The organism is Arenibacter algicola, from assembly GCF_000733925.1.
Taxonomy (GTDB): domain Bacteria; phylum Bacteroidota; class Bacteroidia; order Flavobacteriales; family Flavobacteriaceae; genus Arenibacter; species Arenibacter algicola.
Map to the genome: position 1 here is coordinate 193,781 of NZ_JPOO01000001.1, position 13,745 is coordinate 207,525.

Here is a 13,745-nt window from a genome sequence, read left to right on the forward strand (position 1 = left end):
TTTTAAACCAATTAAAAAATTTATAAACAGATGTAACCACTTCGTTCCCGCCCGTACCGAAAAGGTACGTTCGGGCGGGTTTGCAAAAACTTATTTTAATCATATCGGTATGGAATGTTTAAAACAGTTCATGCTCATTTCATCGTTTTCAATTTGTTTTATTTTACATTTTCCATAACGATATGGTTTTATAGTTTATTTATTGTCTCTGTAATCGTGCCACATTTTAACATCTTTTGTCCGTAGTAAGGATTTTGGATTAACTTGTCATTGGAGAGCCAGTATCCTCCCGTGTTGTTAAATGCCATGGGGCAATATTGTTTGTAGATTTCCCCAGATGACAATGATGTTTTAAGGAGGGGCTCTATTTGGGCGGTAACATCAGAAAATACTTTACGCTGCATTTCAATATTATCGGTATCTACAATGGTTGAAGCGGTAGATTTCAATGCCGCATTGTCCGTATTTTCAATAATCATTCTTGCGCCCGATTGTGCCTCGGCAATATCGGAATTTACCAAGGCGGTCTTTATATGAATGTAATGCTGAAATATTGCCTCGGTTTTCACATCATTAAACTTGGTCTTGGTATTTACTTGGTTCGAATTGTTCATTTCGGGATGCATTGAATTATCCTGTGGGATCTCTTTTTTTGCTTCTTTACAAGACATAGTAATTAGGCTCATAAAAGCCATTCCCATAATTGTTGTCGTTAATCTTACTTTTTTCATTGTTATTAATTTTAAATTAAACTTGATTTTAGTTGCTTAAATAATTGATTATCGTTGTTTGTACATAGTAGGTCTTAATAGATTCGATTTGGTTGATCTGAAATTTTAATTGTAACTCCTGAATATCCAGAACGTCCTTAAAATCAATCGTACCAGTTTCATAACTTCGGATCAAAATATCTTCTGCATCATTTGCCTGTTTTAAGTTTTTGGATTGCGTCTTATAGCTGATTCTTGCAGAAATTCTATCGTTAATGGCTTTGGCCAAAATTGATTCCAAATTGTTTAAGCGATCTTGTTTCTGTGCGCTTATCTCCAATTGCTGCAGTTCGTTTTGTTTGCTTTGGGATTTATACTTCTTGTTAAAAAGGGGTATAGACAAAGACACCATTGGCATTATAATATCTTTTCCATTATCGCGGAAATCCATATCCGGGCGTTCATCAACATTGATATAATCCAATCCAAAACCAATCATTGGAAGACTTTCTTTCTGGTTCAGCAATTCAGATTTTTCAACCGAATTATAAAGCTTGTCGTATTTCAGCAATTCAGGATGTAATGCTAAATTCTCGGGAGTGATGTCAAAATCCTCTAAAGGCATATTCAAATCACTTATAACATTGACTGACATATCTTTATCTCGATTTAAGAGCTTATTAAAATTGGTTTGTTCTGCTAAAAATTGTTGAATCAAAACATCTAATAATTGTTGCATTTCATTTTGACGCATTTGTAACCGCAAGACATCTACGGCTGAAGCTTTGCCAACTTCTAGTGAAGTCAAGGCCAAGGTTTCATAGGTTTTTAGTAATTCTATGTTTTCAAGGAATACAGTTTGTTTTGCCATGTTTGCATATAGATTATAGTAGGCTTGTGATACGGAAGCCACTAGTTTTCTTTTGGCAATCACTATTTCTTCATACTTTACATCAGCCAAAGAACTTACATAGTTTTCTCTTGCAGTAATGTTTCCAAACCAAGGCAACATTTGCTTTGCAGAAACCTTAAAGCGTTGCGCACCGGTTCTTGTTTCAGGTTCGCTAACAAAATAGCCCACTCCAAATTCAGTATTGGGAATAGCGCCTACTTCATTTACTTTTTCCGAGGCAATACCATATTGCAATTCAAATTTTTGAATTTCTGGACTATTGGAAATAGCCTCATCAATATAGGTTTGCAAATTTTGACCATAACTGTTGAATGCCAAGAATAACTGGCTCAGAAATACGACCAACTTTAAATGTGTTTTCTGTTTTATCATGGTTCAAAATTTAGGGTGTCCGATTCGTTTTTTAATCTTCGTTTGGCAATCTGTTCCTTTCTCCAACTATAGAGGACAGGAACAAGGAAGTAAGAGGTGGTGTCCAATAACATTCCCCCGAAAATAGGGATGGACATAGGGATCATGATATCACTTCCTTTACCTGTTGAAGTCAAGACTGGTAAGAGAGCCAAAATGGTGGTTACTGTAGTCATCAGGCATGGCCGTATGCGCTTGGAAGCTGCTTCCAAGGTAGATTTTCTTATTTCTTGAATATCTGTAGGGTCGTTTTTGTCAAAGGTCTGTGTGAGGTAGGTGGCCATAACGACACCATCATCGGTAGCAATACCAAATAGGGCAATAAAACCAACCCAAACCGCCACGCTCAAATTGACGGTTTTAATATTGAAGAGTACCCGAAGGTTTTCACCAAAGAAATTGAAATTCAAAAACCAGTCTTGTCCGTATAGCCAAATCATCACAAAGCCACCGGCAAAGGCCACTGCAATTCCAGTGAAGACCATTAATGTTGTGGAAACCGACCGGAATTGGAAATAAAGAATCAAGAAAATAACCAACAAGGCCAGAGGAACAATAATCGATAGCGTTTCTTCGGCACGCATTTGATTTTCATAGGTTCCCGTGAATTTATAACTGATCCCTTTTGGAACTGTTAATTCTCCATTGTCAATCTTATGCTGAATAAGGGCTTGGGCATTTTCAACCACATTTACTTCCGCGAAACCGTCCAATTTGTCAAACAACACATAGCCCACCAAAAAAGTATCCTCACTTTTTATGACTTGCGGACCTTGTTCGTAACGAATGCTTGCCAGTTCACTCAATGGCACTGGGTTGCTCTTTTCTACAGGCACATATATACGCCCTAAATCGGATGGGTTTGCCCGCAATTCCCTTGGGTAACGAATTCGAACATCATAGCGTTCCCTGCCTTCCACGGTTTGCGTCAACGACATTCCTCCAACAGCTACTTTTAGAACATTCTGTACTTCCTCAATAGTTATTCCATAGCGCGCCAGCTTTTCCCTGTCAATGTCAATAAGAAGGTATGGTTTGCCTACGATCCGGTCGGCGAAAACAGCTTCTTGTTTTACGCCTTCAACCTCTTTCAGAACATTTTCCAATTCCAGGCCAAAATTTTCTATCAGTTTTAAGTCCTGACCTTTAACTTTGATACCCATTGGTGCACGCATTCCTGTTTGAAGCATTACCAGACGCGTTTCTATGGGTTGTAATTTTGGGGCGGAGGTCACACCTGGTAGTTTGGTGACCTTTACAATTTCATTCCAAATATCATCTGGGGAATTGATTGCTGGTCGCCAGTTTCGGAAGAATTCGCCATCATTATCAGGAATTAGATTATTGGGCGATTCGTCAACTGTTGTTAGAACATTTTTGCCATTTTTTCGTGCATTTTCAATTTTTTCCAATTCCACTGAATGATTAGGGTTATCAACCAAACTACTGTCCTTTAGAATAAATAATCCATCATCGTTAACTTTATAGCGTTGGCGATTTCCTTTTTCATTCAATATATATTCTGATTTGTACTGGATTATATTTTCGTACATAGATAAGGGAGCTGGATCCAATGCAGATTCTGTTCTTCCGGCTTTTCCGACGACGGTTTCAATTTCGGGAATGCTTGCAACCGCCATATCCAATTGTTGTAATACCCGTTTATTTTCTTCAATCCCTGCATGCGGCATCGAGGTGGGCATTAAAAGAAATGAGCCTTCATTTAGGGATGGCATAAACTCCTTTCCCGTATTTTTATAAATGACGAAACCTAGGATGAGAAGTGATGTGGGAATGGTCAAAAAAAGTAACCGATTTGCCAAGGCCCATTTAAGGATTCTGGAGTAGTAATTTTTGAAAATTGAAAAACTTGCCAACAGGCCAAAGCAGATAATGCCCACGAAAATTAGATTCCAGAAAACGCTCTTGTCAACTCCCAATGGACGCCAATATTCTGCCAATAAGAATACAATGGCCAATGCCGAAAGATAGATGCTGTATTTGCTGGAGCGCTCTTTTGACCAATTGCCACGTAGTTTTGCGAATGCCAGAAAACTAAAACCCATCAAAATAAGGCCTAACCAATGGCCAAAAATTGCCACAATAAACCCGGCGACCAACAATAGCCCGTTGATACCATAGTTGGTACTCCTCCTAATTTTTCTACTCTTGAACAAAAATGCTGCAAATGGTGGAATCAAAAACAGGGCAATAATAATGGATGCAGTAAGTGCAAATGTTTTAGTAAATGCCAGGGGCCGGAATAGTTTCCCTTCAGCTCCAATCATCGTAAATACCGGTATGAAACTTATGATTGTTGTCATCACAGCTGTTACGATAGCTCCTGATACCTCAGCTGTGGCATTGTAAACTATTGTGTTTATCGGAAGTTTACGGTCATCTTCATCCAAATGCCTGATTATATTTTCAGAAAGGATAATTCCTACGTCAACCATGGTGCCAATGGCAATGGCTATACCAGAAAGCGCAACAATATTAGCATCAACCCCAAATATTTTCATGGCTATGAATACCATTAAAACCGCAACCGGTAGTAGTCCAGATATAAGTACTGAAGCACGGAGGTTGAAAACCATAATGATGATGACCAAAATGGTAATTAGTATTTCTAAAGTTAGCGCTTCATTAAGTGTTCCTAAAGTTTCTTGGATAAGCTCTGTTCTGTCATAAAAAGGTACAATCGTCACTTGGGACGTTCTTCCGTCACTTAATACTTTGGATGGCAAGCCCGCACTCAATTCCTTTATTTTGTCCTTTACATTATTGATGACCTCCAACGGGTTTGCTCCATAACGGGCAACAACAACGGCCCCAACAACTTCCGCACCTTCTTTGTCGAGTAACCCTCTGCGAGCTGCTGGACCTAAAGACACTTTGGCAATGTCTTTGATCTTGATAGAAATATAATCTTCAGAGGTAACTACGGAATTTTCTAAGTCGGTAATAGATTTGACATATCCCAGGCCACGTACCAAATACTCGACTTTATTTATTTCTAAGGTCTGTGCACCAATATCTCTATTGCTTTCCTTGACCGCTTTTACAACTTGGTTCAAGCCAATGTTGTATTGACGCATCAATTCTGGATTTACGTCTATTTGGTATTCCTGAACGTATCCTCCAATTGATGCTACCTCGGAAACACCACTTGCCGCTGACAATGCATATTTTACGTAGTAGTCTTGTATGCTTCTCAATTCCTGCAAATCCCAACCACCAGTTACATTGCCATCCGTGTCCCTACCTTCTAAAGTATACCAGAAAATCTGTCCTAAGCCGGTGGCGTCGGGACCTAAAGCAGGATTAACCCCTTCCGGGAGCAATCCACTGGGTAAGGAATTTAGCTTTTCAAGAATCCGACTTCGGCTCCAATAAAATTCTATATCCTCCTCGAATATGATATAGATGCTTGAAAACCCGAACATTGAGGAACTACGTATGGTTTTTACCCCTGGAATACCTAAAAGCGATGTGGTTAAAGGATAGGTGATTTGGTCTTCTATATCTTGTGGTGACCTACCATCCCATTTGGTAAAAACGATTTGTTGGTTCTCACCAATGTCCGGAATTGCGTCTACGGCAACCGGGTTGCGGGGCAAAAATCCAGTATCCCAATTGAAAGGTGCGTTGATAGTGCCCCATCCTACAAACAATACGAGCATGAGTACCGCAACCAATTTATTCTCGATAAGAAATTTAATTCCTTTGTTGAGCATTTTAAGTGATTTTTAAACATTTTGAAATTGAATTGGCCTAAACCCTACGAACAACAGGTTTAGCCCTTAAACAGCGATGGCCGTTGGGCTTTAATTTCTAACGTTTAATATTCAAATAAGGAAGGTTTGATCCAGAATTTGGATATCACGTATCAGAGGTGGAGGAGAGTAATCCCCAAAAGGAACAATATTTTTGTCAAACCCTTCAAATAAGTTTACGTAGGAATAAACAAAGGAGGCAAGAAATAGTTGTTGGTCAAAAGAAATGTGGTCGAATGTAATTTTTAAATCATCCTGTCCGTCCTGGGAAAATTTAACGTCAGTGCAGCAATCCATGTCCATTTTCTCGATTGAGCATTCACTGCCTGAATTTAAATTGTCAGCCTTCATCAAACAGGCATCAACCTTTTCAAAAAAATTGAAATCTACCAAATGGTCACCACAATAGTGCATATCCACAGAAAAGGACATCGTGGAGAATAGCACTATTAATGCCATTGCAATGGATACTATTTTTCGAAAAAATTCTATCATTACTTTGCAAAATTACAAAATTTATAGATTTGTTGTCTTTTTTAACGGAACATTAGAATTCTCAGTAATTCTTTTTTGAATTATGTAGAGAACTCAAATGCGATATTATTCAGGAGTAAAATGAGCAGGACTTAAAAAGTGTAAATATGGTTTTTCCTGGTTCCTATATAATTATCTCTTGGACTTTAATTGTTGATAACTACGGATATTCAAGTAATAGGTCAATTGTGGGGTGATTTTTTTTGACATCATTTGATAACAAGTGATATTCAATAAAATTAAGGAGAGCTTTATGCAATATTATTTGATATGATTTGACGTAAATAATTATATATCAAGTAGTTGTGAATAACTATTACAGTTTTTTACATTCCTTTTTTGCCTATTTTTATACATTTACCCTACCTACAATGGTGTAGGAAGACAAAAGCGCTTTTGTTCATTTAACAATCTTAAATAAGAAATAAATGGACAATTTTTTAATCTTGGAGCGATTGGATCGTTTGGAAAAACTATTGATCGCCAATAAGGAAGTATTGACTTTTGAGGAGACCTGTGACTTTACGGGAATATCCAGAAGTTATCTGTACAAACTCACCGCTGCTGGAAAGATCCCACATTCCAAGCCCAATGGAAAAATGCTCTTTTTCGAGAAAAAGAAAATCGTAGACTGGCTGCTCAGGAACGGGCAAAGTTCTGCGGAATAGCAGGAAGCCCTAACCTGGGCCATGGCCATTATAAAGGCCAATCAAGTAATCTCTTAAATTAATATTGCGCCAGTTGGATCTCTCTGGTGCCAAACACAATACACATGGACGACATACCCTACATTCGCGTGGGCACCAATTATTACAAATTAGTGAGTGTCCCTACCATATCAGGGAATTTGAGGGAGGTCATAGTACCTTGGACCCTTGAGGCCATTCGCCAGGATCACGGAAGGAATTATATCGGGGGCATAAAAAAATACGATGGTTTCACCTGTCTTCCCAGCCATATCCATTTTGAACAGGAGTGCCACGGTTTTTACAATACCTATTCTCCCTTGCCCCATAAACCCCAAGAGGGAGACTTTCCCTATACCCGGCAGCTTTTGGAACACATCTTCGGGCAACAATCGGATCTCGGGATGGACTATATGCAACTATTATATTTAAGGCCTGTGCAAATGCTACCGATCCTCTGTTTGGTATCCAAGGAAAGGTCCACAGGCAAGAGTACATTTCTTAAATGGCTGAAGGTAGTGTTCGACAACAACATGACCTACCTTACCAATGACAGTTTCAGCAGCCAGTTCAACGCCGATTGGGCGAACAAGCTCTTGATCTGCATCGACGAGGTGCTTTTCAATAAGGAAGAGCTGACCGAGCGCATCAAGTATATGAGCACGACCAATATCAATAAGCTGGAGGCCAAGGGCAAGGATAAAAGGGAGGTCGAGTTCTTTGGCAAGTTCATCCTTTGCAGCAACAATGAAGATAATTTCATCAAGATAGACAATAATGAGACCCGTTTTTGGGTGTTGAAGGTACCCTCCCTGAAGAAAGAGGAAACCCAGTTTTTGGATTTTTTGGAAGCGGAGATACCTGCTTTCCTGTATCATCTACAAATTAGAAAACTCAACAGTCCCAATAGGACCCGGATGTGGTTCTCTCCTTCCCAGATCAGGACCAGGGCCCTGGAAAGTTTAATGCGGAACAATAGGAACCGAGTGGAAAAGGAACTCGCCAGTGTAATCCTGAGTGCGATGGAAACCTTTGACCTTGAAGAGCTTGAGTTATGCCCCTTGGATGCCCTTCAATTATTGAACCGTACCCGGATCAAAACGGACCTTACCCAATTGAGACAGATCCTGAAAAAGGACTGGAAGCTGATTAATCAGAAGAATTCCATGGTCTACCGGAAATTGATGATCTGGCCGGAAGGAGTGATGGGATGGATAGATGGCAAGGGAAGATATTATACCATAAAGAAGGATTTCCTGTTGGAGCAGTTTGGGGAAGAATAGAAAAACGATGAAACGATGACAAATCGATGATGGGTGAAACGTAATGTCCATGGGTGATGCGGCGGGTCTGTCATCATTTGCCAAAAAAATTGCCAATGAAAAGAAAAAACACCCCTCTATTTATACTTTTTTTTGATGAAACGATGACAGATAGAGTTCAGGTCAATAAAGACGGGGGTTGGGCCGTCATCGTTTTGTCATCATTTTGTCATCAAAAAAGAATGATGATGGGAAATGGGATCAAATGACAAGAAATGCACAATAAGAGAACATTTAGGACACGGTGTGAAACAGCCCGGGATTTTCCCATCGAAAGGGCGCTGGCAAAATTCGGGCACTTTCCCACACGGACATCGGTCAAAGAAGCTTGGTTCCTGAGTCCTTTCAGGTCAGAAACCCAAGCCTCTTTCAAGGTGTCCAAGGAACTCAATAGATGGTACGACCATGGGGCGGGGAAAGGGGGCAACGTGATCGACCTGGTCTGTATTGTAAACGGATCATCCGTTAGGGAAACCTTGGATTGATTGGAAAACGGCCAGATCTCTCTTTCTTTTCACCGGCAACCTTTTAATGAATTTAAAGAAGAGGGGATCAAAATTAGGGAAGTAAAGATACTGGGCCATAATGCCTTGCAAGAGTATGTGGAAGTAAGGGGAATTTCCTTGCCAACGGCCCTGGGACTGTGCAGGGAGGTCCACTATAGCTTGAGGGACAGAATGTACTTCGCCATCGGTTTACAGAACGATTCCTATGGATGGGAACTGCGCAACAAATATGTCAAGAACTCAAGTTCCCCAAAGGATATGACATACATCAATTATGGGAAAAGAAGGCTTATTGTCACCGAGGGCATGTTCGATATGTTGAGCCTTATGGAATGGGACAAAAAACTACGGGGTGAAAATGACCTATTGATATTGAATTCCCTTGCCTTTGTGGAAAAAATACCCGGACTATTTGAAAGCTATGAATCCGTACAGCTCTACCTGGACAATGACAAAGCAGGGAAAAGTGCCACAAAAATATTGATGGAACAGAGCCCAAAATGCAGGGACATGTCAAACTTGTACAAGGATTTTAAGGATGTGAACGCATGGTGGATGTCGAAAAAACTATGACCCATCGGGGAAGGAATTCAAGATGTGTCTTTGTTGCCACAAAGACGATCTTGCTTTGCTCCCGGAGGTCGCAAAGAAACAAAAAATGAAAAGGACCTACATCAAATTCCGATGTTCCCTCTTCGAGAAGAAACTGCTCAGGATCAAGGCCAAAAAGAGCGGTCTGAGCCTAAGCGAATATTGCCGTCGTGCCGCTTTTGGGGACAAGATCATCGAGCGCTTGACGGAGGAACAGATAGACATCTATAAGATGCTGATCCAGTATGCAACAAACTTTAAGCTGATCGGGAACATGTTCCGAAAACGAAATCCCAGACTGGCGGAAGAGGTCACAAAGCTGGCCGAGGAAATACGGAACCACCTTAAAAATTTCAAAAAATGATAGGCAAGGGAAAATCGATATCGCACACCCGGGCCTCCATGTCCTATGGCTGGAACCAGGAGAAGGATGCGGAGGTAGTTTATTCCAAACATCTGGCCGGGGAAACTCCCGAACAGATTACGGAGGAATTCAAGATCATCCAAAAACAGAATGCCAGGTGCACGAACAATACCCTGAGCTTTGTCCTCAGCCCTACCATTCAGGAGGGAAAGGAACTTGATTCCAAAGGGCTTGGCGAGATAACTGAAAAGTTCCTCAAGGAAATGAAACTACAGGAGCACCAGGCCATCGGCTTTGTACACAGGGACCAACAACATACCCATGTCCATTTATACGTGAACCGCATCGATTTTAGCAGTAGGGCCTATAACGATAGCTTTATCGGAAAGAGGAGCCAGCAGGCCGCTGAAAATGTTGCCAAGGAAATGGGGCTCACCACGGCAAGGGAGGTGCAACAGGAAAAATTGGAACGGATCAAACTTATACGATTTGAGATCAAACAGGTCCATGAAAAGGTCATGGCCGAACACCGCCCCAAGGACCTGGACCGGTACATTAAACTTATGGAAGAAAAGGACATAAAGGTAGTTCCCAGTATCAACAAGTCGAACCGATTACAGGGGTTTAGGTTTGAATTTAAGGGACATAGCCTAAAGGGGAGCGAGGTGCACCGTTCCATGTCGGGCAGCAGATTGGTGATGGGGATAGGGGAAAACGCAGGTAAGGGCTTCGTCAAGAACAAGGACAATACAGTCAGCCTCATGGAAAGGGCCACCCAGCTCAGTGGGAATATCGCCTTGAAGTTGGCAAAACAGGCCATCAAACAGGCGATCCAAAAAAGTGCGGGATTCGAGATAGGGTACTAATAATAAAACGAAAATAATATGGCAAAGTTGGACGAGATTACGGAACTATTGACCGACGAACTGGAAAGTTTGAGACGGATGTTGGTGAAACTGGAGACCTTGAGCAAGGAACTCACGGGTTCGGAACCGGTACAGGATATTTCCCTAATAAGAAATGAACTGGAGGAACTCAAGAGAACGCAGGAACATCATTTTCAAGGGCAGGATACTAGAACCAACCAAATTGAGGAACAATTGAAAAAGGCGCAGATCACCCCTGAATGGTTATTGTTCATGGTCTGTTTGATATTAATTATTTCTTTATCCATTTCGGGCTATTTGGGCTATCAAGTGGCACAGTCCAGTGAAGAAAAGGAGAAGGCTTTCGAAGAGGGCAGGACCGCAATTTCAACCGAATTGAAGAATTACTTTGGTGAATATCCGGAGGCTTATAGGACGTTCTTGAAGTGGTCCGAAAAAGAGGGAAACCCAAACCCACAGTAGGTTGCGCCCTATGCTGTTTTTGCTTGACGCTTATCTGCCTGAACACTACAAAAACAGCACAGGATCCATGCGCAAAGTTTTTGTAAGATTTGGGTCAAAATAATTCTAATTTCCTTAAAGTTGGGTTGTAGATTAAACTGCGGTCAACTAGAGGATCCAATGGAGATATCGTTGTCGCCCAAAATTAATTGGCATAACCTAGCTCTAAGTTAGCTTTTGTGTGTTGTAAAAAGTAAAACCCTAAAGCCAGAGCCATGATACCTCACAGGGTAACAGGAAATACACTAAAGGGTTTTCGTGAATTTAGTGATATTCAAGGTATTTATCAATATGAATTAAAATCAATAGCCAACAATGCATTTATTTTTTAGAAACTATGCAGGTTGCCGACATAAATTATGCCTATCCGACCAGTTTATGGATTATTCGTTCTCATCCATCAATCTTTCTGGGTTCCTAAGGGTATCAAAGATCCTTAAAATAATAATCTTTCCCTTCTCTTCTTTGTAGATTAGTTTGTAGTGTCTAACCACAATCCTCCTATAATTGGGGTTAATATCGTCCTTTTGGTATTGTTCGGCGTAGGTAACTCCTTTACTTGCTTGGATCAGGTCAGCTTTGACATTCGCTGCGCCTTGTGGGGTCTTCTTTTCGTATTTTAGGTAATCGTGTATCTGTTTCAATTGGGTCTTTGCCTTGGCCGTCCACTCGGTCTTAAGTTTTCCCATTACCAGTTTTGCGATTCTTTTTCTAGGTCTTCGACCGATGTAAGTTCGCCTCTTTGAATTTCTGTTTCGGCATCCACGAGTTCCTGATTGTACTGCTTCCTTGTCAAAGGTTTTCCATCAACGGTATAAGCTACAATTTGATCTTCTTCATGGTAGCTTTCCACCAGTGCCTTTATCATTTTGAGAAGCCTGTTGTCTGCTGTATCAATATAGTTCTGTACGCTTTGTTTTAAATCCGAACTTACCATTTTACCAGTGTTTTTACATAATAAAGATACAAATTCCGTTCCATTGATTTTAATTTATCGGCTTTAAGTGGGAAGAAGATTAATCATTCCGGGCAAATATCCCATATTTGCTTACATAAACCATTACCTATTGGGCCTGAAATAGGATTGAATTGATAATAATGGACCATGAAGAAATTGGGTCTATTTAGTGCGTGGAAGCAGAAGAAAGTAATTTAAGAACGGAAAGATAAATCCTGCAGAAACCGAAGTTAGTAACAAATATGAATATGTAGTAATTCAGAATAGTACCATTTATATCCATTTGACTACATTTGTAAAGACGGAATAAAAATCCTCAAAAAAGTTCACAAATCGTAAACATTAGAAACTTAAAAAATGTGAACCCCTTATAAATAGGGCGCTCACAGAAAGAAGTTCGATTCTTGGTGAAGTCACGAACCAAGGGTGCGCAGCACCAAAGGCGCCAGCTTTTGAATCGGAGCCTGTACTGAGCGTCGTCGAAGTAATTCTTGGTGAGGTCACGAACCAAGGTTGCGCAGCACCAAAAGCGTCAGCTTTTGAATCGAAGCCTGTGCTGAGCGGCTTCGAAGGGTTCTTTGGTGTTTTAACTACTCTTTCTTATGCCACAGGGTGTCGTGAATATATTGCGACCGACTTCCCAAATTGTCAATATTTATTTGAAATACTTCATTAGGGCAAAGTTCTTTGCTTTTATACCCGCAGCTATTTATGGTTTATTCTTGGATTAAAAAAAATAGCCGGGGAATAAAAAAAGGTAGAAAATCTCAACCCAAAATAGAACAGTTGTTTGTTTAGGGCTTTTTTGTGTTTAAATGTATTTCAGATATTTATAAGGTTAATTTTAAAATACTTAGAGCAAAGATAGTAATGTACTCTTTGCTAAATTTATAGGTAATTAACATTAAAATTTTATTCAAATGATTAGCGAAAATAAAAATCAAGATAAGAAGTCCGCTTCCAAGGGTTTGAATAATGAGGTTCAACAAAATCGTGGAATTAACCGAGATAGATACCCTAGTAAAGATTCAAATGAAGCGGTTGGTAAACCCGTTGATAATGGCGGGGTGGTAACCTCAAAATATGATGCGCATTTGGAAAAGCAATGGTTGGCCGTACGGGATAATTATCTTGCAAATTTCCCGGAATTAAACGATATGGACACCACCTATGAAAAAAAGAGTTTTAGTGCTCTAATAAATAGGCTTGCAAAAAGAAGACAACAAACTTCAGAGCAGATACATGAGGAAATAATGAATTGGCCTTCAGATAAAAAGTAGGTATATAGTTTACTGCCTTATGAAAAGTTTATATATCTCCGTTACCTGTTATTGAAAAGAAGTGAATTTTAGGTTGTCCACTGAAAGGGATTGATCTATTAAATTTCTTAAATTGTAAAAGAGCAAAAAAAGCAATGTTAAACACACTATATCCTTTACTACTACAATTGCCTATAGGCACTCGAAACCCGGATGACAATAGTCCTATCGACCTTACAAGTGCATTTGATGTCATTGTATTCATTATTCTGCCGATTCTAGTGATCATATTTTATATCCTTTGGAGGAAGAAAAAGAAGAAGAATT

At 40.0% G+C, this 13,745-nt stretch carries 15 protein-coding genes; 9 read left to right on the forward strand and 6 right to left on the reverse strand.

What is annotated here, in order from left to right; translation table 11 throughout:
• Window positions 1-188: 188 nt before the first annotated feature.
• The 4 genes from U735_RS0100735 to U735_RS0100750 all read right to left on the reverse strand — a co-directional run bounded on the left by U735_RS0100735 (window position 189) and on the right by U735_RS0100750 (window position 6,305).
• Entirely contained in the window at window positions 189-731 is a 543-nt protein-coding gene (locus tag U735_RS0100735) for a DUF3347 domain-containing protein (RefSeq protein WP_051891808.1), read from the reverse strand.
• 28 nt (window positions 732-759) lie between these two features.
• Entirely contained in the window at window positions 760-1,995 is a 1,236-nt protein-coding gene (locus U735_RS0100740; RefSeq protein WP_031441996.1) for a TolC family protein, read from the reverse strand.
• Window positions 1,992-5,771, reverse strand: coding sequence for an efflux RND transporter permease subunit (locus tag U735_RS0100745; RefSeq protein WP_031441997.1), 3,780 nt, complete (start codon window positions 5,769-5,771; stop codon window positions 1,992-1,994). The genes U735_RS0100740 and U735_RS0100745 overlap by 4 nt, the downstream gene beginning before the upstream one ends.
• 111 nt (window positions 5,772-5,882) lie before the next feature.
• Entirely contained in the window at window positions 5,883-6,305 is a 423-nt protein-coding gene (locus U735_RS0100750) for an HYC_CC_PP family protein (RefSeq protein WP_031441998.1), read from the reverse strand.
• A 467-nt stretch (window positions 6,306-6,772) separates the two neighbouring features.
• On the opposite strand from U735_RS0100750, the gene U735_RS24330 reads away from it, so the two are divergent.
• The 8 genes from U735_RS24330 to U735_RS0100785 all read left to right on the forward strand — a co-directional run bounded on the left by U735_RS24330 (window position 6,773) and on the right by U735_RS0100785 (window position 11,162).
• The gene (locus U735_RS24330) at window positions 6,773-7,012 is read left to right on the forward strand and encodes a helix-turn-helix transcriptional regulator (protein WP_031441999.1); all 240 of its coding nucleotides are present in this window, start codon (window positions 6,773-6,775) and stop codon (window positions 7,010-7,012) included.
• A gap of 104 nt (window positions 7,013-7,116) precedes the next feature.
• Complete coding sequence (locus U735_RS0100760; protein WP_031442000.1) at window positions 7,117-8,313, forward strand: primase-helicase family protein; 1,197 nt, start codon at window positions 7,117-7,119, stop codon at window positions 8,311-8,313.
• A 95-nt stretch (window positions 8,314-8,408) separates the two neighbouring features.
• On the forward strand, window positions 8,409-8,561 hold the full coding sequence (locus U735_RS25420) for a hypothetical protein (protein ID WP_157364988.1): 153 nt from the start codon (window positions 8,409-8,411) through the stop codon (window positions 8,559-8,561).
• 6 nt (window positions 8,562-8,567) lie between these two features.
• Window positions 8,568-8,837: a hypothetical protein gene (locus U735_RS25860; protein ID WP_103103967.1), complete on the forward strand. Its 270-nt coding sequence runs from the start codon at window positions 8,568-8,570 to the stop codon at window positions 8,835-8,837.
• Window positions 8,838-9,431: a toprim domain-containing protein gene (locus U735_RS24335; RefSeq protein ID WP_103103968.1), complete on the forward strand. Its 594-nt coding sequence runs from the start codon at window positions 8,838-8,840 to the stop codon at window positions 9,429-9,431.
• An 85-nt stretch (window positions 9,432-9,516) separates the two neighbouring features.
• Window positions 9,517-9,813 (forward strand): mobilization protein MbpA, encoded by a 297-nt coding sequence (gene mbpA, locus U735_RS0100775; RefSeq protein ID WP_031442001.1) that lies wholly within the window; start codon window positions 9,517-9,519, stop codon window positions 9,811-9,813.
• Window positions 9,810-10,679 carry a relaxase/mobilization nuclease domain-containing protein gene (locus U735_RS0100780; protein ID WP_031442002.1) on the forward strand — a complete coding sequence of 290 codons (870 nt, stop codon included), beginning with the start codon at window positions 9,810-9,812 and terminating at the stop codon, window positions 10,677-10,679. The genes mbpA and U735_RS0100780 overlap by 4 nt, the downstream gene beginning before the upstream one ends.
• Before the next feature lie 18 nt (window positions 10,680-10,697).
• On the forward strand, window positions 10,698-11,162 hold the full coding sequence (locus U735_RS0100785; RefSeq protein ID WP_031442003.1) for a DUF6730 family protein: 465 nt from the start codon (window positions 10,698-10,700) through the stop codon (window positions 11,160-11,162).
• A 422-nt stretch (window positions 11,163-11,584) separates the two neighbouring features.
• On the opposite strand, the gene U735_RS0100795 is transcribed toward U735_RS0100785, so the two are convergent.
• Both U735_RS0100795 and U735_RS0100800 read right to left on the reverse strand, forming a co-directional pair.
• Window positions 11,585-11,890 (reverse strand): type II toxin-antitoxin system RelE/ParE family toxin, encoded by a 306-nt coding sequence (locus U735_RS0100795; protein WP_031442004.1) that lies wholly within the window; start codon window positions 11,888-11,890, stop codon window positions 11,585-11,587.
• Window positions 11,890-12,138: a hypothetical protein gene (locus U735_RS0100800; RefSeq protein WP_031442005.1), complete on the reverse strand. Its 249-nt coding sequence runs from the start codon at window positions 12,136-12,138 to the stop codon at window positions 11,890-11,892. The genes U735_RS0100795 and U735_RS0100800 overlap by 1 nt, the downstream gene beginning before the upstream one ends.
• 941 nt (window positions 12,139-13,079) lie before the next feature.
• Here U735_RS0100800 and U735_RS0100805 point away from each other — a divergent pair.
• The gene (locus U735_RS0100805) at window positions 13,080-13,439 is read left to right on the forward strand and encodes a hypothetical protein (RefSeq protein WP_031442006.1); all 360 of its coding nucleotides are present in this window, start codon (window positions 13,080-13,082) and stop codon (window positions 13,437-13,439) included.
• Window positions 13,440-13,745: the final 306 nt, after the last annotated feature.

Bases quoted from the DNA above. Each gene is read 5' to 3' on its own strand.
- U735_RS0100735 (WP_051891808.1), bottom strand. From the start codon at position 731: ATGAAAAAAGTAAGATTAACGACAACAATTATGGGAATGGCTTTTATG.
- U735_RS0100805 (WP_031442006.1), top strand. From the start codon at position 13,080: ATGATTAGCGAAAATAAAAATCAAGATAAGAAGTCCGCTTCCAAGGGT.
- U735_RS25420 (WP_157364988.1), top strand. From the start codon at position 8,409: ATGAAAAGAAAAAACACCCCTCTATTTATACTTTTTTTTGATGAAACG.
- U735_RS0100750 (WP_031441998.1), bottom strand. From the start codon at position 6,305: ATGATAGAATTTTTTCGAAAAATAGTATCCATTGCAATGGCATTAATA.
- U735_RS0100760 (WP_031442000.1), top strand. From the start codon at position 7,117: ATGGACGACATACCCTACATTCGCGTGGGCACCAATTATTACAAATTA.
- U735_RS0100785 (WP_031442003.1), top strand. From the start codon at position 10,698: ATGGCAAAGTTGGACGAGATTACGGAACTATTGACCGACGAACTGGAA.
- U735_RS25860 (WP_103103967.1), top strand. From the start codon at position 8,568: ATGCACAATAAGAGAACATTTAGGACACGGTGTGAAACAGCCCGGGAT.
- U735_RS0100795 (WP_031442004.1), bottom strand. From the start codon at position 11,890: ATGGGAAAACTTAAGACCGAGTGGACGGCCAAGGCAAAGACCCAATTG.
- U735_RS24330 (WP_031441999.1), top strand. From the start codon at position 6,773: ATGGACAATTTTTTAATCTTGGAGCGATTGGATCGTTTGGAAAAACTA.
- U735_RS0100745 (WP_031441997.1), bottom strand. From the start codon at position 5,771: ATGCTCAACAAAGGAATTAAATTTCTTATCGAGAATAAATTGGTTGCG.
- U735_RS0100780 (WP_031442002.1), top strand. From the start codon at position 9,810: ATGATAGGCAAGGGAAAATCGATATCGCACACCCGGGCCTCCATGTCC.
- U735_RS0100740 (WP_031441996.1), bottom strand. From the start codon at position 1,995: ATGATAAAACAGAAAACACATTTAAAGTTGGTCGTATTTCTGAGCCAG.
- mbpA (WP_031442001.1), top strand. From the start codon at position 9,517: ATGAAAAGGACCTACATCAAATTCCGATGTTCCCTCTTCGAGAAGAAA.
- U735_RS0100800 (WP_031442005.1), bottom strand. From the start codon at position 12,138: ATGGTAAGTTCGGATTTAAAACAAAGCGTACAGAACTATATTGATACA.